The organism is Micromonospora sp. NPDC049107, assembly GCF_040648595.1.
GTDB lineage: Bacteria > Actinomycetota > Actinomycetes > Mycobacteriales > Micromonosporaceae > Micromonospora.
In genome coordinates, this window is the sequence record NZ_JBEZEC010000005.1 from 219,155 (window position 1) to 243,374 (window position 24,220).

Annotated in this window: 21 protein-coding genes; 13 read left to right on the forward strand and 8 right to left on the reverse strand. The window is 70.6% G+C overall.

Features of this window, described 5'->3' with window-relative positions:
• Positions 1-51 precede the first annotated feature (51 nt).
• Complete coding sequence (locus tag AB0B55_RS14740) at positions 52-1,641, forward strand: serine/threonine-protein kinase (RefSeq protein WP_357124260.1); 1,590 nt, start codon at positions 52-54, stop codon at positions 1,639-1,641.
• A 14-nt stretch (positions 1,642-1,655) separates the two neighbouring features.
• Here AB0B55_RS14740 and AB0B55_RS14745 read toward each other — a convergent pair whose 3' ends face one another.
• The 3 genes from AB0B55_RS14745 to AB0B55_RS14755 form a co-directional block, all read right to left on the reverse strand.
• Positions 1,656-2,645, reverse strand: a complete 990-nt coding sequence (locus AB0B55_RS14745; RefSeq protein ID WP_357171927.1) for a hypothetical protein — start codon at positions 2,643-2,645, stop codon at positions 1,656-1,658.
• 113 nt (positions 2,646-2,758) lie between these two features.
• Positions 2,759-3,646 carry a helix-turn-helix transcriptional regulator gene (locus tag AB0B55_RS14750; protein ID WP_357124254.1) on the reverse strand — a complete coding sequence of 296 codons (888 nt, stop codon included), beginning with the start codon at positions 3,644-3,646 and terminating at the stop codon, positions 2,759-2,761.
• Between the two features lie 123 nt (positions 3,647-3,769).
• Positions 3,770-4,411 (reverse strand): CGNR zinc finger domain-containing protein, encoded by a 642-nt coding sequence (locus AB0B55_RS14755; RefSeq protein WP_357171928.1) that lies wholly within the window; start codon positions 4,409-4,411, stop codon positions 3,770-3,772.
• 159 nt (positions 4,412-4,570) lie between these two features.
• Here AB0B55_RS14755 and AB0B55_RS14760 point away from each other — a divergent pair, with 159 nt between their 5' ends.
• Positions 4,571-5,791 carry an MFS transporter gene (locus AB0B55_RS14760; RefSeq protein ID WP_357171929.1) on the forward strand — a complete coding sequence of 407 codons (1,221 nt, stop codon included), beginning with the start codon at positions 4,571-4,573 and terminating at the stop codon, positions 5,789-5,791.
• Positions 5,792-5,929: 138 nt separating this feature from the next.
• On the opposite strand, the gene AB0B55_RS14765 is transcribed toward AB0B55_RS14760, so the two are convergent.
• Positions 5,930-7,336, reverse strand: coding sequence for a glycoside hydrolase family 6 protein (locus AB0B55_RS14765; RefSeq protein ID WP_357124245.1), 1,407 nt, complete (start codon positions 7,334-7,336; stop codon positions 5,930-5,932).
• A gap of 53 nt (positions 7,337-7,389) precedes the next feature.
• On the opposite strand from AB0B55_RS14765, the gene AB0B55_RS14770 reads away from it, so the two are divergent.
• Positions 7,390-8,229, forward strand: coding sequence for an alpha/beta hydrolase family protein (locus tag AB0B55_RS14770; RefSeq protein WP_357171930.1), 840 nt, complete (start codon positions 7,390-7,392; stop codon positions 8,227-8,229).
• 51 nt (positions 8,230-8,280) lie between these two features.
• Here AB0B55_RS14770 and AB0B55_RS14775 read toward each other — a convergent pair whose 3' ends face one another.
• Both AB0B55_RS14775 and AB0B55_RS14780 read right to left on the reverse strand, forming a co-directional pair.
• A complete protein-coding gene (locus AB0B55_RS14775) occupies positions 8,281-9,519 on the reverse strand; it encodes a hypothetical protein (protein WP_357171931.1) in 1,239 nt (412 codons plus the stop codon).
• Complete coding sequence (locus AB0B55_RS14780) at positions 9,506-10,039, reverse strand: SigE family RNA polymerase sigma factor (RefSeq protein WP_357124236.1); 534 nt, start codon at positions 10,037-10,039, stop codon at positions 9,506-9,508. Before AB0B55_RS14780 ends, AB0B55_RS14775 begins: the two co-directional genes overlap by 14 nt.
• 209 nt (positions 10,040-10,248) lie before the next feature.
• Here AB0B55_RS14780 and AB0B55_RS14785 point away from each other — a divergent pair, with 209 nt between their 5' ends.
• Positions 10,249-11,490 (forward strand): PP2C family protein-serine/threonine phosphatase, encoded by a 1,242-nt coding sequence (locus AB0B55_RS14785; protein ID WP_357171932.1) that lies wholly within the window; start codon positions 10,249-10,251, stop codon positions 11,488-11,490.
• Positions 11,491-11,497: 7 nt separating this feature from the next.
• Here the strand turns inward: AB0B55_RS14785 and AB0B55_RS14790 are convergent, their stop codons facing one another.
• Complete coding sequence (locus tag AB0B55_RS14790; RefSeq protein WP_357124229.1) at positions 11,498-11,848, reverse strand: STAS domain-containing protein; 351 nt, start codon at positions 11,846-11,848, stop codon at positions 11,498-11,500.
• 205 nt (positions 11,849-12,053) lie between these two features.
• Between AB0B55_RS14790 and AB0B55_RS14795 the strand changes: the two genes are divergently transcribed.
• From AB0B55_RS14795 to AB0B55_RS14830, 8 genes are all read left to right on the forward strand, one after another.
• Positions 12,054-12,458, forward strand: a complete 405-nt coding sequence (locus AB0B55_RS14795) for an ATP-binding protein (protein WP_357124226.1) — start codon at positions 12,054-12,056, stop codon at positions 12,456-12,458.
• A gap of 352 nt (positions 12,459-12,810) precedes the next feature.
• A complete protein-coding gene (locus AB0B55_RS14800; protein WP_357124223.1) occupies positions 12,811-14,181 on the forward strand; it encodes a ricin-type beta-trefoil lectin domain protein in 1,371 nt (456 codons plus the stop codon).
• A gap of 314 nt (positions 14,182-14,495) precedes the next feature.
• Positions 14,496-16,949 (forward strand): ricin-type beta-trefoil lectin domain protein, encoded by a 2,454-nt coding sequence (locus AB0B55_RS14805; protein ID WP_357124220.1) that lies wholly within the window; start codon positions 14,496-14,498, stop codon positions 16,947-16,949.
• A gap of 193 nt (positions 16,950-17,142) precedes the next feature.
• On the forward strand, positions 17,143-17,574 hold the full coding sequence (locus AB0B55_RS14810; protein ID WP_357124216.1) for a YbaB/EbfC family nucleoid-associated protein: 432 nt from the start codon (positions 17,143-17,145) through the stop codon (positions 17,572-17,574).
• Positions 17,564-17,887: a hypothetical protein gene (locus AB0B55_RS14815; protein ID WP_357124213.1), complete on the forward strand. Its 324-nt coding sequence runs from the start codon at positions 17,564-17,566 to the stop codon at positions 17,885-17,887. The genes AB0B55_RS14810 and AB0B55_RS14815 overlap by 11 nt, the downstream gene beginning before the upstream one ends.
• Positions 17,884-19,785: a hypothetical protein gene (locus AB0B55_RS14820; protein ID WP_357171933.1), complete on the forward strand. Its 1,902-nt coding sequence runs from the start codon at positions 17,884-17,886 to the stop codon at positions 19,783-19,785. The genes AB0B55_RS14815 and AB0B55_RS14820 overlap by 4 nt, the downstream gene beginning before the upstream one ends.
• Before the next feature lie 32 nt (positions 19,786-19,817).
• A complete protein-coding gene (locus AB0B55_RS14825; protein ID WP_357124207.1) occupies positions 19,818-20,087 on the forward strand; it encodes a hypothetical protein in 270 nt (89 codons plus the stop codon).
• A gap of 112 nt (positions 20,088-20,199) precedes the next feature.
• Positions 20,200-21,492 (forward strand): GAF domain-containing protein, encoded by a 1,293-nt coding sequence (locus AB0B55_RS14830; protein ID WP_357171934.1) that lies wholly within the window; start codon positions 20,200-20,202, stop codon positions 21,490-21,492.
• A 21-nt stretch (positions 21,493-21,513) separates the two neighbouring features.
• Here the strand turns inward: AB0B55_RS14830 and murQ are convergent, their stop codons facing one another.
• Positions 21,514-22,407, reverse strand: coding sequence for an N-acetylmuramic acid 6-phosphate etherase (gene murQ / locus AB0B55_RS14835; protein ID WP_357124201.1), 894 nt, complete (start codon positions 22,405-22,407; stop codon positions 21,514-21,516).
• A 243-nt stretch (positions 22,408-22,650) separates the two neighbouring features.
• Between murQ and AB0B55_RS14840 the strand changes: the two genes are divergently transcribed.
• Positions 22,651-24,210, forward strand: a complete 1,560-nt coding sequence (locus AB0B55_RS14840) for a sodium:solute symporter (RefSeq protein WP_357171935.1) — start codon at positions 22,651-22,653, stop codon at positions 24,208-24,210.
• Positions 24,211-24,220 lie beyond the last annotated feature (10 nt).

Sequence of the window (24,220 nt, forward strand, 5' to 3'; positions counted from 1 at the left end):
GGTGATAGGCGGAACAGTTCACGTGGTGGTCGCGGTCTGCGGGCATCGGGCGTGAACAACGGGCTGCGTCCCGGTGACCCGGCCCGCCTCGGCGGATACGACGTGTTGGACCGGCTCGGCGACGGTGGCATGGGAACTGTCTTCCTGGCCCGCTCGGCGCAGGGACGGCGGGTGGCGGTCAAGGTCGTCCGTCCGGAACTCTCGCACGACGAGGAGTTCCGGGGCCGATTCCGTAGCGAGGTGAACCGCGCGCGCCAGGTCCCACCGTTCTGCACCGCCGAGGTTCTGGACGCCGACCCGGACCACGACCCGCCGTATTTGGTGGTGGAGTACGTCGAGGGCCCCAGCCTGGCCCAGGTGCTCCGGGAGCGGGGGCCGCTGGGGGCGGCGCAGCTACACAGCATCGCGGTCGGGGTGGCTACCGCGCTCACCGCCATCCACCGCGCCGGGGTCATCCACCGGGACCTGAAGCCGGCGAACGTCCTGGTGGCGCCGGGCGGGATCAAGGTCATCGACTTCGGTATCGCCCGAGCGTTCGAAGCGACGAGCCAGCACACCCGGACCGACCAGATGGTTGGAACCGTCTCGTACATGGCTCCCGAGCGGTTGGACACCGCGTCCGGTTATCCGGTGGGCCCGGCTGCGGACATCTTCGCCTGGGGTGCCCTGGTCGCCCATGCCGCGACCGGCCGCAACCCGTTCGGAGGCGACTCCGCTACCGCCACCGCGATGCGGATCCTGACTCAACCGCCGGATCTGACCGGGCTCGATGGGCCGTTGCGGGAGTTGGTCTCCCGGGCGTTGGAGAAGAATCCCGCTGCTCGTCCCAGCGCCCGCGACCTGCTCGATGGGTTGTTGACGGCAGGGTACGCGGGAGGTGCTGGAGAGTCGGCCCAGCTTCCGGGCGCGGGTGGTGCTGACCAGAACGGGCGGTCGATGCCACCCGGTCTCGTCGCTGCCGGTCGCCCGGGCTGGGGCCGGCGTCGCTGGCTCACGGCGGGCGGAGCAGCCGCGGCGGTGATCGCGGTGTTGGTGTCCGCCACACTGTTCGGCCCGCGACTGCTCAACAGCGGGTCCGGACCGGATCACGTTGGCTCGACGCCGACCGGCAGCCCGCTAGCGAGCGCACCGGCGACCTCCGTGTCCGCGGCCACATCGGGTACGCCCACCGCGTCACCGTCGAGGAGCACGGACCCGACCCGGGCGATACTGACCGGTCAGCGGCGGATCCTGCTGCACCTGGTGGAGATCGACCGTGACCTCAAGCTGCCGTTCCACGGCGAGCTGGAGGCCGGCGACGGCACCGGCAAGGACGCGCTCTTCGTGCTCGAGCCGGTCGGCGTCGACTTCATGATCAAATCGTTGAATCCGGACGTCGACCACCGACCGTGCCTCGGAGTCAAGATCGATTCAGAGCAGTACGCGTCGTTGGTGGGAGCCGAGTGTTACGCCTCCGCCGCAACCGTGTTCGCGCTGTCCCGGGAGGGCAAGGACGACAAGGGACGCACGTCCTACTCGATCATCAGCGACGAGTACGGGGTGGTGCAGTGGAGCCCGACGAAGAAAGCGATCTACGTCGAGCATCTCGGTGACGCCCCGATCGACACGACGTTCAGCCTGGTCGACCGGGGCGCGGTCTGACCGACGGGGACAGCTCAGCGGCGCGGCAGGGTTGCCAGGGCCAGGTTCGGGTCGACGCCCGTGGTGTACGCGGCGCTGAGCACGTAGAGAGTACGACCGCGCAGGGCCACCGAGGTCGGGTTCTGCAGCCCGTCGCCGGCCGTCAGCAACGTTCGCGCCCGACCGGCCGCGTCGATGCTCACCACCGTGTTCGGTCCGTTCAGCGTGGCGATGACCCGTTGGTCACCGACACCGACGAACGCGAAGTCGTCGATACCGACCAGCCCGGTCGCGACCACCTGGACAGGTCCGGGCCGACCGTGCCGCGACGGGATGCGCAGCAGCGTGCCCTGGTCGAGGTTGGTCGCCCACACCGCGTCAGCGCGTACCTTGATGCCGTTGGCACCCAGGAACCCTGCCGCAGCCAGCTCGGGTGCCGACGACCACACCTCGACACGGCCGCCTCCCAGCGCGACCGTCGAGATCGTCCCGAGCACCGAGTCGGTGAGGTAGAACCTCTTCGCCACCGCGTCGAACGCCAGACCGTTGGGAAGCCCGCCGGCCGGCAGGGCGGCGATGCGCTGCGGGACGCTTCCGGGACGTAGTCGGTACAGGCCGGTGGAGGCGGCATCGCCGCTCGCGTACAGGAAATAGAGGGTGCCGTCCGTCATCCGGACGATGCCCGTCGTGAGCGCGAATTTGAGCACGGGTGTGTTGACGCCGCCGTCGGCCGGGGCGGGCAGAGTCGCCAGGATTCGCGTCCCGCCGGACGGGGTGACCGCGGCGACCTGTCGAGCGGCCGCGAAGGTGACGTAAGCCGTGCCGTCCGGGCCGACCGCGATGTTCTCCGGCATCTGCCCCTTGGCCAGGTCGAAGTGGACCGCGATCCGCGAGGACGCCGGCGGGGCGGATGGTCGGGCCAGCCCCGCGGGCGGGGCCGGCGCGGTCGCAGCCTTCGTCGCGCTCGGCGGGAAGACGGTCACGACGCCGGTCACGGCCGCCGCGAGAGCGACTGCGATGGTCATCGTTCTTGGGCGCATTTCTCTCCCCTACTCATGCTGTTCGTGATTGGCCTGGTGCGGGCACGACGCGTCCGGCGCTCCTGTCGGAGCACCTCTTGTCGGCCGGTGGGGTGGTGTTAGTCGCGCAGGGCAGCCGGCTGGACAGCGCCGGCACGGGTGGTGACGGCACCGTGGACGAGCAACGTCATCGCGGCGTGGGACGCGGAGCCGGGCTCGGTGGTGGCGACCACGACGCTCTGGCCGTCCTCGGTACGAAGGGTCTGCTGCGTCACGTCCATCGCGCCAACCAGCGGGTGACGCATCTGGTAGACGGTGTCGCCGCCGGCTTTCACCCGGTGGTCGGCCCACCTGGCGGCGAACTCCGGACTCCGTACCGTCAACTCGCCGACCAGCGCGGCCATCAGCGGATCGTCCGGGTTCTGCCCGGAGGCCATCCGGAGCGTCGCCACCACCGCGCGGGCCTTGGTGGGCCAGTCCGCATACAGGTCGCGGGTGTGCGCGTCCAGGAACACCAGCCGCGCCATGTTCACGTACCGGCCCGGCCGCTCGGGGATCTCCGGAGGCAGATGGCCGGCGAAGAGGGCATGGCCTGCGGTGTTCCAGGCCAGCACGTCGGCCCGGCGGCCGAGCACCACCACCGGTACGTCCCCGAGCACCGCGACGAGCTGGCGGACCGCTGGGCTCACCCGCTCCGGAGTCGGGCGACGCGCGGCGGGCCGACGGCGGGTGCCCGCCGCGAGCTCGCCGAGGTGGCGGCGTTCCGCGTCGTCGAGCCGCAACGCCCGGGCGAGCGCGTCGAGCACTTCAGGAGAGGCGTTCACCGCCTGACCCTGCTCCAACCGGGAGTAGTACGAAACGCTCACTCCGGCCAACAGGGCCAGTTCCTCCCGGCGCAGTCCTCGAACGCGCCGCCGCTCACCGTAGGTCGGCACGCCAGTGTCCTCCGGGCGCAGCTGAGAGCGCCGGGCCTGGAGGAAGTCGCCGAGCTGTCCTCTCGCGTTCATGACTCGAAGTATCGCCAGCCCTGCCTGTGCCAACCACTCCCTGCCAGGGCTAGGCACCGCAGGGCGAGGCCGACCAGGAAACCGTGCGGCTGCGGCGCACGGCCCGTCAAGGTCGCCCGATGTCTACGAGGGCGAGGATCGGGCTGCCCGGCGGCGTTCGGTGAGCCGTCGCGCCTTCACCACGTTGCCGCAGTCAGCCATCCGGCACCAGCGACGGGAACCGTTGCGGCTCTGATCGAGGAACAGCCAGCCACAGCCACCGTCGCGCACCGGGCAGCGGCGCACCCGGGTCGGATCGGCGGTCAGCATGATGTCGAAGGCGGCCTCGGCGGTCCGGTCGGGCACCAACATGGCTGGCACCGTGCCGTAGGCCAGCCGCACCCGCGACGAGCCGAGCACCAATCTCGCGCGAGCGGCCGCGCCCGACCAACGCTCGTGCAGTCCGACCAGCGCGGCACCGGCCGCGACGGTGTCACCGTCCGGGTCGGTGATGACCGCGAGCAGCACGAGGTGGAGCCCCGCACGGATGTCCCGCACGGCGGTGAGCCCCGCGTGCGCCGCCGCCGGCTCGTCGTGCCACGCCCGGTCGACCTGGTCGGCCTCCGCGTCGCTGATCACTCCCACCCGGACCGACCAGCTCAGCAGGGCGGAGCTGTCGGACAGGAAGTCGTGGGGCGGCGAGTTGCCGCCTCGTTCGAGGGTGTTGACCAGGTCGAGCGCCGGGTGCCCGCCAACCAACGGCAGCTCGGACACATCGAGGGGCATATCGACGAGGCTACCACCTATACCGCTGAAGGCGGTTGCCCTGCGCGCGGCCCTGGCCCGGCACTCCGCGACAACAAAGAGCATCTATGGCTTCACGCTACCGTCTAATCATGGTTAGGTGGAATCACATAACGACCTGTGAGGATTGGGAGGTAGCCGATGGCGCACCCTCGACGCGCGGTCCATGCCCTCGTCGCCTTGTCCGCCGCCACGTTCTGTTACGTCACCACCGAGGTGCTGCCGATCGGTCTGCTCACGCTGATCGCGCCAGACCTGGGACGCTCCAGGTCCGAGGCCGGCCTGCTGGTGACCGGGTACGCCGTCGTGGTCATGATCGTGGCCCTGCCGCTGACCCGGGTCACCCGGCGAGTGCCACGGCGTCCACTACTCGCCGGCACCCTGGGTGTCTTCGCCGCCGCGACGACGGTGTCGGCCTTCGCCGACTCCTACCAGGTGCTGCTCGCCGCACGACTGGTGTCCGCCACCACCAACGGCGTCTTCTGGGCAGTGGTGTTTCCCGTAGCGATCTCGATGTTTCCGGCGAACGTTCGAGGCCGCATCGTGGCTCGACTCTCGATCGGCAACGCGCTCGGACCGGTCCTCGGCGTACCGCTGGGCACCTGGTTGGGCGGGGAGTTCGGGTGGCGGGCCGCCTTCGCCGCGATGGCCGTCCTCGGCTTCGCCATCTGCCTTGCGATCGCCCTGCTCCTGCCGAGTGTCACACCGCGCCAGAGTGCGGGAGACATCGGGCCGATGCCGGACCGACAGCGCTTCGTCGTGCTCCTCGTCGCCACCACTCTCGCGGTCACCGGCGCCATGGGCGCGTTCACGTACATGACCGTCTTCCTCCTCGACGTGAGCGGGTTCGCCGCGGCGTCTCTCGGCTTGTTGCTCTTCGTCCAGGGCTCGTTCGGCGTCGTCGGCACCTGGGCGGTCGGTCGGGTCCTGGACCGGTTTCCGCTCGGTGTCGTGCTGGGCCTGCTCGGGCTCCTAACGGCCGCGATGCTCGGCCTCTACGGGATCGGCGCGAGCAAGGTGGCGGCGATACCGTTGCTCGCCGTGGCGGGGATGTCGTTCAGTTCACTGATCGCGGGGATCCAGCACCGCATCATGCAGGTCGCCCCCTCGACCACCGACATGGCGTCGGCCAGCCTCAGCGTCGCGTTCAACGTCGGCCTCGCGGCCGGCTCGCTCATCGGGGCGGGCCTGCTCGCGACGGCCGGGGTACGCGTCGTCCCGTTGTTCGGTGGACTGCTGACGGCCGTCGCGTTGGCGTTGCTCGCCGGCCACGAGATGTCCCGTGGGCGAAGACGAGCGAACGGAACGGCCCGTCGTGATCCCGACCCGCAACCGATCGGACAATCCGCAGTTCACGCTTGAGTCTCCGCGCACAGGCCGCCGTACGGTGGCGATCGCTGACTCGTCACCTTGACGCTGGCCGGTCCGGCCCGTACCCCCCGATGGTGCTGGCCCGGCGCGGAGGCGGTCCTCCGCGCCGGGCCATGACTTCGGTCGGGGTCAGGCGGCGGCGCAGCTGGCCGTCGCCCCCGGGCCGGTGCCGGTGCCCTGGAAGCCGAAGTTGGTCGACTGCCCGGCGCCCACGCGTCCGTTGTAGCCCACGTTGGTGTACCGGACGGTTCCGCTCGTGCCGCTGGCCTGCGCGTTCCAGACCCCGGTGACCGCGGCGCCGCTGGGCAGCGTGATGGTCACGGTCCAGCCGTTGATGTCCGCGGACCCGGCCGTGACCGTCACGCTCGCGGTGAAGCCACCGGACCACTGGTTGAGCGCCACCGACGCGGAGCAGCCGTTACCGGTCGGCGGAGGCGTGGTGGGCGGGGGCGTGGTGGGCGGCGGGGTCGTCGGCGGAGGCGTGGTCGGGGGCGGCGTGGTCGGCGGGGCGGACGTCGGCGGCGGAGTCGTCGGCGGGGCCGTCGTGGGCGGGTTGGGCACGCCGTTGGCCAGGCTGTAGGCCAGGTCGGGCTGGAACGAACCGGCGGTGTAGCGGCAGCCGTCCGCCTCGCCCGGAGGCTTCACCCAGAGGTACGCGTCGATGTTGCTGTCGCCGGTGTTCGTCGTCGGGTACATCCCGATACGGCGGTCGGTGTTGTCGTCGCCGCACCAGTCTCCGCTGGCGCCGCCGTTGCGGCTGGTGTCGATCACCTGGCGCTTGCCCGAGAGGCCCATGCCGTTGAGGGAGGAGATGACCGCCCGACCGAAGTTGGCCTCGCTGGAGGTCGAGTTGTAGTTCGACACGTTGCTGAAGAAACCGTCGGCGTACTGCACGCCGGCTGCCCGGAGCCGGTTGGCGGTCTCACCCGCGCTGTTCCAGGTGGAGTGGCCGGCGTCGAGGTAGACCTTGGCGTTGGGGTTGGCCGACTTGATGGTGCGGGTGGCCGTCGAGATCGCCTGGTTACGGGCGTTGATCTCGTTGCTGTTCAGGCAGGTCAGCAGGGCGAGCGAGTCGGTCTCCAGGATGATGATGACCGTCTGGTTGCCCAGTCCCCGGGAGAAGTTGGACACCCAGCTCTGGTACTGGTTGAGGTCCGGCGCACCACCGGCGCTGGCACCGCCGCAATCCCGGTTGGTGATCTGGTACACCGCGATCACCGGGATCTGCTGCGCGGCATTGGCGGCGCCCACGTACGCGGCGGCCTCGGACTGCGCCGTCGAGATGTTGAAGTTGGCGAACCAGCGGGCCTGCGGCTGGCTCGCGATCTTGTCGCGGATGACGCCGGCGCGCGAGTCGCCGGGGTTTGCGGCGACCCAGCGTACGACCGCCGAACTCGGGTCGCGATAGAGCGGGCCGGAGATCGTGCCGGCGGACGCGCTGCTGACGGCGAGGCACACGCCGGCCGCGGCAGCGCCCGCGACCGCGGCCACGCTGAGGGCCGTGGATCTGCGTCGCCGGAGGGAGAGGATAGCCACGTCGTGTTTCCTCCTGATCACATTGATGTATCTAAGTTCATGGGAGCGTTCCCATGAAGGTAGCGGAGGCGCGCGCCGCTGCCAAGGTGCGCGAAACTTCCGGTGTACGGCCGCCGCCGGGCGTTCCTGGCCCGGACCCGGATGCCGCCGCACGCCTCTCGGCGCAGCAGGACGGTGACGGTGACCCCGGCGGCGACCAGCCTCGGGTGGCGGCAGAGGAGGAAGACATGGCGACGTTCGTGCTCGTGCCGGGCGGCTGGAAGGGTGGCTGGGCGTTCGAGGCGGTGGTTCCGCTCCTGGAGGGCGCCGGCCACCGGGTGCACGCCCTGACGCTGTCGGGCCTGCGGCCAGACGACGACATCGCGACGGTGGCGACCGCCAACCTCGACACACACGCCGACGACGTACTACGGCACCTCGATCGACACCAGGTCACCAACGCGACGCTGGTCGGCCACAGCTACGCCGGAATGGTGATCGCCGCCGCCGCCGACCGCGCCGAGGGCCGCGTCTCACGGCTGGTGCATCTCGACGCCTACGTACCGCGCGATGGCGAGTCGTGCTGGTCGGCGACCAGTGACCACTTCCGGGACGTGTTCGCCGCTGGCGCGGCCGCCACCGGATACGCCGTCCGACCGCCGGACGGCGGTGACCCCCGCCGTCGGCCGCACCCCCTCGCCTCGCTCCTGCAGACGATCCGACTCACCGGCGCCGTCAGCCAGGTCCCGCGCCGCGAGTTCGTCTACTGCTCCGGCTGGGACCGCACGCCCTTCGCCGAACTCCGCGCACGGCTGGACGCCCAACCCGACTGGCAGGTCCACGACCTCCCCACCGGCCACGACGCGATGCGCGAAGCGCCGGAGGCCGTCGCCGCCCTGTTGCTCGACGAGTGACCCACGGACCACGTCGCCAGGGGTCACCGCCGGGGCGCAGTGGAGCCGCGGTTACGGGCGGAGCGCTGTCGCGGCGGGCGTCCAGCTCGACTCGTTGCGGACGTCGGCCACCGTGATCCCCTTGGCGATCTTCTTCAGCTCGGCCTGGGACAGCTGGTCACCGAGACCCGCGGAGCTGACCTGGAGGACGACCCTGCCGTCGGCGCTCCAGATGTTGCAGAAGCCGCCGTCGGCGTTCCGGCCACTCTCTTCGGATGCGTCGTAGCACCTGGTGGCACCGGGCTCGGGCGACTGGTTCGAGCTGGTGTTCGGGGTGACGAAGATGTTGAACCCGTTCTCGATGCCGTCCTCGGCCGAGTCGTAGGGCGCGGTCAGACCCGAGGTGGGCGCGGCGGGCTTGGTGTACGTCGCGCCCCCGTAGTCACCGGCGCGGGCCGCCGCGATGCCGCTGAGGCCGGGCATCGCGTGCGTGCCGATCTGCAGCGGCTGGTAGCCGGCCGGGACGTAGCCCATCGTGAACGGCACCAGGGCCGGCGTCGGCCGGCTGGGCTTCAGGCCCTCGACCAGGCCGCTCAGGTCCTCGAAGGTCGGCGTGGCCTCGTCCGAGGAGACCGACGTGACAGCGGCCCAGGCGTTGTCGGTGTACTCCCAGGCGAACAGCTTGTTGCGGGTGTCCGGCTCATTGCGCGGGTCGAGACCGACCGGCAGGGTCGCCCGCACGGCCTTGCGCCCCGCCACGGTGACGCTCTTACCACCCTTGATGCCGGTGGCGTCGAAGGCGCCCGGTCGGTAGACGGTCAGGTAGGCCCACAGGTTCGGCTTGTCGTCGGCGGCCCCCTTCTTGCTCTCCATCTCGGTGCCGACGCCCGGGGCATCAGCCTCCCCCTCGCTCACCGGCCTGTCGTTCGAGTCGTGACGGTCGGAGTAGACGGAGGCGATCTGGTAAGCGGTGGACGCGACGATCGGGTCCTGCACGTGCAGCGTGCCGGCGTCGTACCCGGTGAAGGTGAAGGTGAACGGCTCGGCGTCGGACCACGCGGCCTGGCCGGGCTTGGACGTCGTTGCGCCGGCCGGGGCCGGGGCCGGAGTGGTGTTCTGTTCGGCGCCCAGGGCGGGCAGGACGAGCACGCCGGCGACCGCGACCGCGACCAGGCCCGCCGCACCGGCCGACGTGAACCCCACGCGGCGACGCCGCTCGGCACGCCGCCCCAACGCGATGATGTCGTCGACGGTACGGGCCATCGGCGGTTCGTCACCCGTCACCGTGTCCACCAGGTCACGCAACTGCATTGGTCCACTCCTCCATCGGCTTCCCGCTGAGATTGACGCGTTCGGCGGCGAGCGACTCGCGCAGTTTCGCCAGGCCCCGCGAGGCCTGGCTCTTGGCCGCGCCGACCGTGCAGTTGAGGACGCCGGCCGTGTCCTCCAGGCTCAGACCCAGGTAGTGCCGAAGCACGACCGCGGCCCGCTGCCGGGCCGGCACCGCGTCGAGCGCCACCCGCAGGCGCATCCGCTCGTCGGTCGCGACGGCCGGATCCCGCACCACCACGTCCGGCAGGGCATCACCGGTCGGTCGCTCGCGCCGCCACGGCCGACGGGTCTCGTCGATCGCGGCCCGATAGACCATGGTCTTGACGTACAGATCGGGTCGGTCCAACTTGCGCCACCGCGGGTAGAGCTTGATCAGCGCGTTGGCGACGGCGTCCTCTGCCGTGTGCCAGTCGCCGCAGGTCACGTACGCCAGCTTGCGCAATGACGCCATCTCTGACGTCACAAACTCGCGGAATGCCTGCTCGTCTTCGGCTTTCACGTCGACTGCCTCCTCGTGACTGAGGTAGAACGGAACCGCCGTACCGGGAAGTTGCATCGGCCGGACAAGTAGTTGTGTGACTACTCAGCGATGAACACGTCCGACTGCCCCGACTCGGGCATGACGAGGCGGTGCGCTGGGCCTGAACGGCACCGGCGAGGGCCGAGGCAGCGCACCCGGCCCGACGAGCGGGTGCCTATGCTCGACGGGTGGACGAGAGCGGGCAGGCGGTGCTGACCGGGGTGTTGCAGGCGGCCGAGGACGCCGCCCCGGTGGAGGCGGTCGAGGCGGTCACGGGCACCATCGCCGCCGCGCTGCACGCGTCCAGTGTCTCGCTGCTGATCGCCGACCTCAGCGGCCGCGCGCTGGTCCGGCTGACCCACCAACCGACCCCCGGCGGTCCGGGCCGTCGCCACGACGAGGAGGCCGCCGAGGTCCTGCCGTTCGACGGCGGCCCCCGCGAGCAGGTCCTTCGTCAGCAGGGCACCCAGGTGCTCACGGGCGACGGCCGGTGGACCGTGTTGGCGCCGGTCACCGAACGCGGCGAGGCCATCGGTCTGCTGGAGATCGACCTTCCGCAGGAGCCGGACGAGTCGATCATCGCGCAGATCGCCCGGACCGCGCACGCGCTGGCGTTCGTGGTCATCGCCAACCGCCGGCACACCGACCTGTTCGAGTGGGGTCAGCGCAGCAGCCCGTTCACCCTCTCCGCGGAGATCCAGCGCCGGCTGCTGCCCGCCGCGTTCACCTGCGAGGCCGGCGCCTTCGCGCTGTCCGGATGGCTGGAACCGGCGGCCAGTGTCGGCGGGGACACCTTCGACTACAGCCTCGCCCGGGACCTGCTGCACGTCAGCGTCACCGACGCGATGGGGCACGGCGTGGCCAGCGCGCTGACCGCCACCCTCGGGGTGGGCAGCCTGCGGAACACCCGCCGTCGCGGCGACAGCCTCGTCGCGCAGGCCGACCAGGCCAGCCGGGCCGTCGCCGAGCACGCCAACGTGCCCGGCGCGTACGTGACCGCCGTGCTGGGCCGGATGGACCTGCGTACCGGTCGCTGCGAACTGCTCAACGCCGGGCACGTCCCGCCGCTGCTGGTCCGGGGCGACCGGGTCGTACCGGTGGAGCTGCCCAGCAACTTCCCGCTGGGCATGTTTCCCGAGGAGCGCTACCGCAGCGGGGACATCTCCCTGCTTCCCGGCGACCGGCTGGTGATCGTCACCGACGGGATGCGCGAACGCAATGCCGCCGACCTGGACCTGGCCGCAGCGCTGCTCGAGATCGCCCACCTGCACCCGCGCGAGGCGGTCCGGGCGCTCTCGGACAAGGTGCTGGCGACGGCCGGCCCGGTGCTGGCCGACGACGCGACCCTGCTCATCATCGACTGGTACGACAGCCACGGGCCACGCCGTACCGCCGCCGGCGCTGACATCGCCCGCGCCAGCACCCGCTGAACCACGCTCAGGACGCCGCCGGGGACGCCGCCTCGGCGTCCTGCACGGTGTCGAAGGATTCGATGACCCGATCCACCGATGTGATCGACAGCACCTTGCGTACCGAAGGCTGGACTCCAGCCAGGCAGAGCCAGCCGTCCCGCGCCCGCATCGCCTTGTAGGCGATCACGAGCGCGCCCAGGCCGCTGGAGTCCATGAACCCGACGGCAGCGAGGTCGACCACCACCACCCGGGTTCCGCTCTCGACCGCCTCCAGCAGCCCGTCACGCAGACGCGGTGTGGTGCTCATGTCCAGATCGCCGGCGACCTCCACCACCGTGCCGACGCGCCCTCGCCGGGTTGCCAACGCGAAATCCACCACTCCCCCTCACGTGCGCTGCGCCGATCCGCTGTGCGGTGCCTGCTCGCCCCCTACCGTGCCAGATGCCGAGACCGAACGCCTTCCGAAGGTTCCCGATCCGTCGTGGCGGCACGGGTATCGGGGCACCCGGCCGTGGGTATGACAGGGTGATCCGGGCTGGCGACGCACGGGTCTGGAAGGGGGCTGAGCGATGCGGGTGGACATGACTGCGTCGCTCCCGCGCCAGCCGTCGGCGGTGGCCCGAGCCCGGCACATACTCGCCACCCTGCTGAGCCTGACCGACATCGGCGACGACGTTCGCGCCAACCTGGCGGTCCTGATCAGCGAGGCGTGCTCCAACGCGGTGATCCACGCCGATCCCAGCGGCGCTGTCGACCTCACGATCAGCATCGACGACGACGTCTGTGTCCTCGAGGTCGGCAACCGGGGCAGCACCCCGGACGCCGCCAAGCTCGACGCCGACCTTCCCGCGCCGCTGACCATCGGCGGCCGTGGACTACCGCTGATCGCCGCGCTCTCGGACGTGGCCGCGTTCGTCGACGGGCCACCGGACCAGGTGCTGCTGCGCATCACCAAGAACCTCAGCGGGGTACGAGCAGCGCCGTAGCGCCGACCCTCGCGTCGGGTCGCAACCCACTCGACACAGCATTGACATATTTCACTGCCAGATCTAGCGTCGGGGCCGAATCGATTCGGCCGTGGACCGGGTGCTCCGATCGACGGCCGGGCGTGGCGTTCGGGCGTACGACGTGGCCGCCGACGATTCGACGACCCTCTGGTCCCGCTTGGGCGGCGGAACCAGCGGTGCAGACCCATGGCGACGAGCCGGTCGGTCCGTGGGCACACCGCGTCGGGGTTTCGTCCGCGCCGAGCGGCGTCGGCAGCGGTGAGCGGTGGCGTGTCGTGGTCGCCGTGGATCCCCTCACCTATCACTTCGTGCCGATTGGCGGGAGCCCATCATGACAGGACGTAGACCCATCCTCGGTTCTCTTGCGACGGCGGCGCTCGTCGTCGCGACCGTGGGTGCGGCGATAGTGACCGGTGGCGTGAGCACCACCGCGTCGGCCGCGAACGTCGCAGCGGCCGCAGCAACCGCCGGGTGCGGCAAGGCGCCCACGCTGACCAGCGGTCAACGGTCCATCCAGAGCAGCGGTCAGAACCGTAGTTTCATCCTGCGGATCCCTGACAACTACGACCGGAACCACCCGTACCGGCTGATCTTCGGATTCCACTGGAACGGCGGCACCATGAACGACGTCGACGGCGGCGGGTCCGACGGTGCGGCCTGGTCCTACTACGGCCTGCGCCAGCAGGCCAACAACAGCACCATCTTCGTCGCCCCCCAGGGCAACGGAAACGGCTGGGCCAACCCCGGCGGCCAGGACGTCACCTTCGTCGACAACATGATCAGCCTGATCGAGGCCGACCTCTGCGTCGACACGTCGCAACTCTTCGCGCTCGGCTTCAGCTACGGCGGCGGCATGAGCTACTCGCTGGCCTGCTCCCGCGCCAACGTCTTCCGCGCCGTCGCCGTCTACTCCGGCGGCCAGCTCAGCGGTTGCGGCGGCGGCACCCAGCCGATCGCGTACATGGGCATCCACGGCATCGGGGACCCGGTGCTCAACATCTCCGCCGGGCGGTCCCTGCGGGACACGTTCGTGCGGAACAACGGATGCACGGCACAGAGCCCTCCCGAGCCGAGAGCGGGCAGCCTGACCCACATCACCACCACGTACTCCGGCTGCCGGTCCGGCTATCCGGTGGTCTGGGCCGCCTTCGACGGCGGGCACACCCCCGGCCCGGTGGACGGCGGCGGGGACAGCGGCGCGCGGACCTGGACCAAGGGCGAGGTGTGGCGGTTCTTCACGCAGTTCAGCAGCACCGACCCGACGCCGAGCCCGACCGTGTCGCCCACCGGCAACCCGACCACCCCGCCACCGAGCAGCACGTCGGCGGTGCGCAACACCGCCTCCGGCCGCTGCCTGGACGTCAACGGCGCCTCGCAGACGAACGGCTCGGCGGCGATCATCTGGGACTGCCACGGCCAGAGCAACCAGAGCTGGACCTCGACGGCGTCGCAGGAACTGCGGGTGTTCGGCGGCAAGTGTCTCGACGTCAACGGCGCCGCCACGGCGAACGGCAGCTCGGTGATCATCTGGGACTGCAATGGCCAGTCCAACCAGCGGTGGCGGTTCAACTCCGACGGCTCGATCACCGGGGTCGGGTCCGGTCGGTGCCTCGCCCTGGTCAACAACGGGACCGCCAACGGCACCCGCGCCGAGATCCGGGACTGCAGCGGCGCCGCCAACCAGCGGTGGACCCGAAGCTGAGCCCGGCGGTCGCCTCCAGCGCGCAAGGGTAGGGATCGCGCTCGGCGGCGGAACCGTCAGGTTCCGCCGCCGAGCCACTCGGCCGTACTCCGACAGGCCACATTCATCAAATCTTTTTAGGTCTCTGCGCGAAGTCCGTCGATGCAAATGGCGGTAATTGAGCGTAGTAGTGGCATTGACCGGCGATCCATGCGGTGCTTAACATACGACGTCTGCTCATCAACGATCTTCGATCATCGGCCCCAGCGCCTTGCGACAGCTCGACAACCTGCCGTACGGCTTCGGGTGTCGGGACGGTCCGGGAGGCGAATCAGATGTTCGGTAGAGAGAGTCGGCGGCGCGGTGCCGGCGAGGCGGCACGACGCCGGTCATGGCGACACACGCGACGTCCACGTCGGTTAACGGCCGCCCTGGTGGGGGCGCTCGTCGGGGCGGCAGCCGTACTGACCGTCGTCGCCTCCCCCGCTCAGGCGGCGACCGCCATCACGATCAACGGCGGGTCCGGTGGACGGGCGCTCGACGGGATCGGCGCGGTCAGTGGCGGCGGTGGCAACAGCAGACTTCTGATCGACTACCCGGAACCGCAGCGCAGTGACATCCTGGACTACCTGTTCAAGCCGGGCCGTGGCGCTGCGATGCAGCTGCTGAAGACGGAGATCGGCGGCGACACGAACTCGACCTCCGGCGCGGAGCCCAGTCACGAGCACACCCGGGGCAGCATCAACTGCAACCGGGGCTACGAGTGGTGGCTGATGGAGCAGGCGCGGACGCGCAACCCCAACATCGCCCTGGCGGGCCTGGCGTGGGGAGCACCGGGCTGGATCGGCAACGGCAACTTCTGGTCCAACGACTCGATCGAGTACCTGGTCGCCTGGCTGGACTGCGCGGGCACCCACGGGCTGACCATCAACTACCTCGGCGGATGGAACGAGAAGGGCTACAACGCCACCTGGTACAAGAACCTGCGGTCCACCCTGAACTCCCGCGGCTACAGCAACGTCAAGATCGTTGCCTCGGACGACTTCGGCTGGGGCGCCGCCGACGAGTCGCTGCGCGATCCGGCGTTCGCCAACGCCGTACAGGTCTTCGGCAGCCACTACGTCTGCGGCTACCGCAGCGCCCAGAGCAGCTGCCCCAGCTCCAACAACGCGATATCCACCGGCAAGGCGCTCTGGGCCAGCGAGAACGGCTCCGACGACTACAACGCCGGCGCGCAGGCGCTCGCCCGGGGCATCAACCGTGGCTACATCGACGGCAAGATGACCGGCTACATCAACTGGCCCGCCATCGCCGCCATCACCCCCAACATCCCGTGGGCGACCACGGGCGTGGCGGTGGCCCAGCAGCCCTGGTCCGGCGCCTACTCGATCGGCAAGAGCACCTGGGTGATGGCACAGACGACGCAGTTCACCGCCCCGGGCTGGCGCTACCTCGACTCTTCGAGCGGCTACCTCGGCGGCAACCGCAACAACGGCAGCTACGTGTCGCTGAAGTCCACCAACAACAGCGACTACAGCACCATCATCGAGACGATGGACGCCGGATCGGCGCAGACCCTCGACTTCACCGTCACCGGCGGACTGTCCACCGGCACCGTCCACGTCTGGGCCACGAACGTCAGGTCGAACAACAGCGCCGACCACTTCGTGCGGGGCAGCGACCTCACGCCGAGCGGCGGGCGTTTCTCGCTCACCGTCCAGCCCGGCTACGTCTACAGCATCACCACCACCAGCGGGCAGGGCAAGAGCACGGCGACCAGCCCCGCGCAGGGCACCCTGAAGCTGCCGTACAGCGACACGTTCGACAGCTACGACGTCGGGCGTGAGGCCAAGTACCTGATGGACCAGCAGGGTTCGTTCGAGATCGCGGCCTGCGGGGGCGGCCACTCGGGCCGGTGCGTCCGGCAGATGTCGGAGCAGACGCCGATCTTCTGGACGTCCGGCCAGGCCGAGCCGTACACGCTGTTGGGTGACCTGAGCTGGCGTAACTACACGCTCTCCTCCGACGTCATGCTGGAGAAGTCCGGCTACGCGCAGCTCATCGGGCGGGCGAACACGTACAACCACCAGGGGCCGCAGAACCTGAACGGCTACTACTTCCGGGTGACCGACGGTGGCGCGTGGTCGATCCGGAGCAACAACACCAGCGGCAACTGGCGCACGCTGGCCAGCGGGAACACCTCGGCGCTGGGCACCGGGCGCTGGCACACCCTGGCGTTGACGCTCAACGGGAGCACCCTCACGGCGAGCATCGACGGCACCACCGTCGGCACGGCCTCCGACTCGACCTGGGTCGCCGGCCAGATCGGTTACGGCACGGGTCAGGGAGTCAGCGCCCAGTTCGACAACCTCTCCGTCACGCCGGTCGGCAACTCCGGTGAACCGGGTGCGACCGGCACGATCCGGGGCGCGGGCTCCAACCGGTGCCTGGACGTCAACGGCCAGAGCCAGGCCGACGGCGCGGTCGTGCAGATCTGGGACTGCAACAGCGGCGCGAACCAGCAGTGGACGCTCACCAGCAGCAACCAGCTCACCGTCTACGGCAACAAGTGCCTCGACGTGGCCAGCAGCTCGACGGGGAGCCGCGCGCGGATCATGACCTGCAACGGCGGCGGCGGCCAGCAGTGGCGCGTCAACGGCGACGGCACGATCACCGGCGTCGCCTCGGGGCTCTGCCTGGACGTCAACGGCGCGGGCACGGCCAACGGCACCGCCGTGCAGATCTGGACGTGCACCGGCGGCAGCAACCAGCAGTGGATCCGCGGCTGAGCGGGTAGCGGGTCCACGCCAGACCCGTACCCCCGATCGATGGCTCCCGGCCGCTCACCCGAGCGGCCGGGAGTCGCCGTTCGGGCGGACGGCGCGGGCTCCACGTCGGAGAGTGAGGGCGTATCGTGTGCTGGCTGCGCCGCCTCGGGCCGACCCCGGGTGCGGCCGGCGGTGGTCACCCGGGGGAGGTCTGATGGCGCAGTTCCCGAACGCGGACTTCGGCGCGGCGACCGAAGACTTCGTCGCTTCCTGGGCGGCGGGCATCTCCGAGCGGGCCGCCCGTGCGCACGAGTTGTCGGAGCGCGTGGCGGCGATGTCGGCGACCGCCGAGGGCGCGGACGGCGCGGTCCAGGTCACCGTCGCCGCGTCCGGCGCCATGACCGACCTGCGGCTCGACGACCGGGTGCTGCGCTGGCGGGCGGACGAGATCGCCGCCGAGGTGCTGGCCGTGATGCGCCGGGCGCAGGGCCGGTTGACGCCGCAGGTGGCCGAGGCGGCCGCCGAGACCGTCGGCGCCGACTCCGAGACCGCCCGCGCCGTCGTGGGCAGCTACGAGTCGCGCTTCCCGGAGGTGCCCGAGGAGGACGAGCAGGGGTACGGCCCGTGGGGTGACCGTGGGCGCTGAGGCAGCCGGCTTCGAGGTCACCACGGCGGCGGTGAGCACACACGCCCGTTCCGTCGACCGGATCTCCACGGGAATCGGCATCGCACACGACGCGGCCGCGTACGTGCGGATGGGTGCCGACGCGTACGGGCACCTGCCCGTCTGTCAGGCGCTCCCCTTCCTGCTGGACTTCCTCCAGGGCCCGGCCGCCGAGGCGCTCGCGGCGGCGCAGGAGGCGTTGCACAGCGCGGCCGGGGCGCTCGACGAGACGGTGGACGCCTACCACGACACCGACGCGACGATCTCCGCCTCCCTCGGGCGGATGCACCGGTGAGCACCGACGTCGCGAACCCGCTGATCGCTGCCCGGCAGGACACCACCACCTCGTACAGCGGCCTCGGGCTCGTCGAGAGCCTGGTCGACCTGCGCAACGGCATCGAGAGCGGCTCCTGGGTCGACCTGACCATCGGCGGCTTCGGTACGTCGATGGAGGTGCTGGCGACCTGCGTCGACCCGATCGGTTCGATCGTCTCGTGGGGGGTGGCCTGGCTCATCGAGCACGTCAAGCCACTCTCCGACGCCCTCGACTGGCTGGCCGGCGACCCGGACCAGATCACCGCGTACGCGCAGACGTGGCACAACGTCTCCCGGCAGGTCAGCGACCAGGCCACCGCCCTGTCCGAGGCGGTCCGGACCGAGATCGCCACCTGGACGGGCCCCGCGTCCGAGGCGTACCGCCGCTACAGCGACCAGCACCTGCGTCATCTCGCCGGCCTGGCGGACGCCACCGATCTGATCGGCACCGTCGTCGAGGGCGCGGGCCTGCTGGTGGCGCTGGTCCGGGAACTGGTCCGGGACCTCATCGCCGACTTCGTCTCGGTCCTCGCCGTCCGGCTGTGGGTGTGGCTCGCCGAGGCCGGCCTGACCCTGGGCGCGGCCACTCCCCTGGTCGCCGCGCAGGTCTCCTCGCTCGTCGCCAAGTGGGCCGCCAAGGTTTCCGGGCTCCTCACGGCGCTGGCCCGCAGCGTCAGCCGCCTGCGGCCAATCCTCTCCAAGCTCGGCGAACTGCTCGACGCCCTGCGCACGGCGTTGCGGGGCCTGCGGCGTACCCCGGGCGGGTCGCGCTCCACCGACATGCCGGCCCCCGGTCCGGGCGCGCGCGGCTACACCGACCCGGCGGGCGGCGGCCAGCCGCCGCCGTGGGCCCGGCAGGACGACTGGCCACCCGACGTCGACCGCGGACCGGGCGGCGGCGGACCGGGCGGCGGCGGGCCAAGCGGCGGCGGACCGGGCGGCGGCGGACCGGGCGGTGGCGGACCGGGCGGTGGCGGGCCGGGCGGTGGCGGGCCGGGCGGTGGCGGGCCGGGCGGTGGCGGTGGCACGTCGCACGACGGTGGCACGTCGCACGACGGTGGCACGTCGCACGACGGTGGCACGTCGCACGGTGGTGAAGAGCCGACGGACCCCGACGGGAATGCCGCGCCGGACTCCGGCTCCAACGCCGATCCGCTGACGCCTGATCACGCGAGCGAGGCCGAGTTGCGGCTGCTCGGCAGAGAGGTACACAGCATGACCGAACTCGACCCCGGCGGACACGTCAACGACGCGTACGAGGTCACGTTCACCGACGGTACGCACGGCGTCTACAAGCCGAACGTGCCGGAGAACGAGTTCGTCCAGGTTCGTTCGTCCATCCCGGAGAACGAGTTGGCCCCGCGTGAGGTCGCCGCCTCGCGCCTGGACGAGGATCTGGGCTTCGGCCTGGTGCCGACGACGGCGCGCTGGGACGGACCGCACGGGGCCGGGTCGATGCAGGAGTTCGTGGAGAACACGACCCCGGGCCGCCCGACCAACGCCTATTCGGCCGTCGAGGGCGAGCGGATGGCGGTCCTCGACTACATCAGCGGCAACACCGACCGGCACATGCTCAACTACCTGACCGGGCCCGACGGCCGGCTGGTCGCCATCGACCACGGTTACTCGTTCCCCGAGTCGAACGCCGAACCGTTGCGCTCGGACTTCGTGACGCAGCAGATGAACCGGCCGCTGAGCCCGGAGACGATGGCCCGGCTCCAGGACACCGACCCGGCGGCGCTGGCCGAGCGGCTGCGCGGCACCGGCCTGAGTGAGCAGGCGCTGTCCGGTGCGATGGACCGCTTCAACGAGATCCGTGCCCGCGGCACGATCACGGGCGAGGCGTGGAACGCCTTCCGCCCGCCGAGCCCGTGGTGAGTGAGCCGCACGCAGTGAACCAGGAGGCAGGAATGACCGAGCAGGCGGCGACCAGGGTGGCGCTGTACACGTTCGCCAAGCACACCAAACATCGGGTGGCCGAGTTCAATTGGCAGCCCGGCCAACCGGTGTCGCTGACCATTCTCGATCCGGAGTGGGGTGCAGTCGCACAGGACTTCTACGACAACGGCGTGCCGGCCGGCGCGCACCGGGTGTCGCCGGAGGCCGGCCCGGAGTTCATGCGCGCGCTGCTGCAACGATTCCGCGCGAGCTACTACAAGTTCGTGGACGAGAGCGACTGATCCGCGCCCTGCCCGGCGGCTTCGCGGCCCTCTTCGTATCCTGGCCGGGGTGAGTGGACCGCGATCCAGCGGTGCAGCGACGGAAGCCGTACCGGAGAGAGGCGACCACAGCATGACGGCGGTACCGAACCAGCGGGCGACCGCCGTACGGTCTTCGGACGCCGGACAGGCGGCGCAGGAGGATCTGCGGGCGCTGTTCGGGCAGTCCATCGCGGTGTTCGCGTCCCTCGGGGGGCCCACGCACGTGGTGGAGGCGGCGAACCCGGCGTTCTTCGCCGCCATCGGTTCCGAACGCGCCCGCACCGGGATCACGGTCGCCGAGCTGCTGCCCGAGTTGGCCGGTCAGGGCTTCCTCGACCTGCTGGACGAGGTCTACCGCACGGGCGAGCCGTACACCGGTCGGGACGCCCGGATCATGCTCGGCGTCGGCCCGTACGCGCGGGAGGCGTTCTTCGACTTCACCTACGAGCCGCGCCGCGACGCCGACGGCACGGTGACCGGGATCCGGGTGATCGGCGTGGAGATCACCCAGGTCAAGCACGCCCAGCGGTTGATGGTCGAGCACCGCGCCCTGCTGGAGCAGATCGCCCGTCAAGCGCCGCTGACCGAGGTGCTGGACGGGATGGCCCGCTGCATCGAGGATCTGACGCCCGAGCAGGTGCTCGTCTCCGTGCTGCTCGCCGACGAGGACGGCCGGCACCTGCGCCACGGCGCCGCGCCGAGCCTGCCCGAGTTCTACAACCAGGCCATCGACGGGATCGCCACCGGCGAGGGTGTCGGCTCGTGCGGCACCGCCGCCTACCGGCGGGAGCCGGTCATCGTCACCGACATCGCCACCGACCCCTTCTGGGCGGACTTCCGGGAGCTGGCGGAGCGGGCCGGTCTCGCCGCCTGCTGGTCGATGCCGATCCTGGCCCGCGACGGCGGCCTGTTGGGCACCTTCGCCATGTACCACCGCACGCCGCGCGTCCCGCAGGACACCGACCTGGCCCTGGCCCGGGTCTTCGCCGACACGGCGGCCCTGGCCATCGAGCGTCACCACGTCGAGCAGGCGAAGACGGCCGCCGAGGCCCGCGCCAGGGCGGCCCACGAGGAGCTGGCGAAGGCGGTGCGCGCGGAGCGGCAGTTGCGCGCCGAGGCGGAGCAGCGTGCGGCCGCCGCCGCGGAGCTCACCGAGCGGATGCGTAACGCCGCGGCCGCCCAGGCCGCCCGACCGCATCCGGAGCACTGCCAGCTCGGCGGGGTCCAGGGCTGCTCCGCACCCGCCAGGATCAAGATCGCCGATTCGTGGGGCGACTCGGCCTGGGGCTGCGACACGCACGTGGAGGAGGCCATCCTCAACGTGCGGTCGGTGTTCATCGCCAACGAGGAACTCGGCGGCCTCGCCGCGTACGTCAACCGCTGACCGCCCCGGCGCGACGGCCGGTCAGGCCGCGACGGCCGCCCGGACGTCGTCGTCGGCCTCGCGCAGCCGTGCCGCGGCCTCCTCAGCGGTGCAGTGCGCGAGCAGCAGCACGATGGCCGTCTTGGCATGGCCGTGCGCCGCGGCCAGCGCCTCCGCGGCCGTGTCGAGATCGGTGTCGGCGGCCTCGGCGACGATGCGACGCGCCCGGTCGACGAGCTTGGCGTTGGTGGCGTTCATGTCCACCATCAGGTTGCCGTAGACCTTGCCGAGCCGGGCCATCGTGGCGGTCGAGAGCATGTTGCAGACGAGCTTCTCGGCGGTGCCGGCCTTGAGCCGGGTCGAGCCGGTGAGCACCTCGGGGCCGGTGGGCACCTCGATGGCGACGTCGGCGTGCCGGCTGATCACCGCGTCGGTGTTGCAGGCGACGGAGACGGTGCTCGCCCCCCGCGCGCGGGCGTGCGCCAACCCACCCACCACATACGGGGTACGACCGCTGGCCGCGAGCCCCACCACCGTGTCGCGGTCGCTGACCCCGATCGCGTCGAGATCGGCGACGGCACGGTCCGGGTCGTCCTCCGCGCCCTCGACGGCGACGCCGAACGCTCCCGCCCCGCCGGCGAGCAGACCGACGACCCGCTCGGGCGACGTACCGAAGGTCGGTGGGCACTCGACGGCGTCGAGCATGCCGATCCGGCCGCTGGTGCCGGCGCCCAGGTAGATCAACCGACCGCCTCGGCGCAGCGAGGCCACGACGACGTCGACGGCGGCCGCGATGTCCGGCACGGCCCGGCGGACGGCGTCCGCGACCGTGTGGTCCTCGTCGTTCATGGCGAGGAGCATCTCGGTGGGCGACATGCGGTCGAGGTCGGTGGTGTTGTCGTTGCGGGTCTCGGTGCCGAGGGTGCTGAGGTCCACGGGGTGTTCGTTCCTCTCGCTGGTGACTCAGTCGCCGACCGGGCGAGTGCTCCCTGACCAGTTCGGCGACGCGCGCCAGATCGTTGAGAATCCGCCGGCAACGCACCGTTTGGGCCTCGCGTCCGCCCCGTATCGGCAGGCTGAGACCACAGCGTAACCAGACCGGACGGGCACTGGCAAAAAGTTTCGGGTTAGTGTGGGCCAACGTCACTTATTGACAACCCCGCTGGTTGGGAGTGAACCGTGCGTCAACTCGACCTTGTCGTGATCGTGCTGTACCTCGTGGTGATCGCCGCCGTCGGACTACGCCTGTCCGGTAAACAGAAGTCGTCCAAGGACTACTTCGTGGGCGAGGGAAAACTGCCCTGGTGGACCGTCTCGTTCTCCGTGGTCGCCACCGAGACCAGTGTCCTGACGGTGATCAGCGTGCCCGGCGGCGCGTACAGCAGTCAGGGCTTCGGCAACGTCGAACTGGCCCTCGGCTACGTGATCGGCCGCGTGATCGTGGCCGCGGTGCTCATCCCGCTCTACAAGCGGGGTGGCTTCGTCAGCGCCTACCAGTACCTCGGTGAGCGGTTCGGCCTGAAACTCCAGGGCCTGGCGTCGATCACCTTCGTCTTCACCCGCCTGCTCGCCGAGGGCGTACGACTGTTCGCCTCGGCCATCCCGATCAAGCTGCTCCTCGACGAGTTCGGGCTGAACGTCGGCTACCAGGCGATCATCATCGTGCTGACACTGATCACGGTGGTCTACACCTACCTCGGTGGCATCAAGGCGGTCATCTGGACCGACGCCATCCAGATGGGCCTCTACCTCGGCGGGGCGATCCTGGCCGTCGCGGTGCTCAGCCACGCCATCGGGTTCGACGGCTACTCGCAGGCGTTGGACGCCGGCAAGTTCCAGCTCTTCGACACCAACTTCGACCTCGCGCACGTGCTCACCAGCCCGTTCGCGCTGCCGACCGCGATCATCGGTGGCGCCATCTTCGCGATGGCCAGCCACGGGTCGGACCAGCTCATCGTCCAGCGCATCCTGTCGACCCGCACGCTGCGCGAGGGCCAGTTGGCGATGGTCTCCTCGGGCATCTTCGTGGTCATCCAGTTCGCGGCGTTCTCGCTGGTCGGCGCGCTGCTCTGGTCGTACAACAAGGGCCAGACCTTCAAGGAGCTGGGCCTGAACAGCACCGACAACCTGTACCCGAACTTCATCCTGCACGCCCTGCCGGTGGGCATCTCGGGCCTGCTGGTCGCCGGCATCCTCGGCGCGGCGATGGGGTCGCTGTCGTCGGCGCTGAACTCGATGTCGAACTCCACGGTCGCCGACTTCATCCACAGCTTCTTCAAGAAGGTCCCGTCGGACGACGCCATGCTCCGGCTCGCCCGGGTGATGACCCTGGTCTGGGCGGTGCTGATGGCGATCTTCGCCTGCGCGTTCAGCTCCAGCACCGGAAACGTCTACCTGACCGGTCTGACCATCGCCGGCTACACCTACGGAGCGCTGCTCGGCGCGTTCCTGCTCGGCCGCCTCGTGAAGCGGGCCAACCAGGTCGACGCGGTGATCGCGTTCCTCGTCACGATCGCGGTGATGACGTACATCGTCCGCTACGTCAAGATCGATGTGACGACGGCCGGCACCACCACCGCGACCGCCATCGCCGCCCAGTGGCTGGTGCCGATCGGCGTCCTGATCACCCTGGCCGTCGGCGTGGTGTCGAGCTGGTTCCACCCGGCCCCGACGCCGTACGACCACAGCCGCGTCGACGATGACGACGAGACGACGGCGGCACCCGTGGGCCGGGCATGAAGGAGACCGC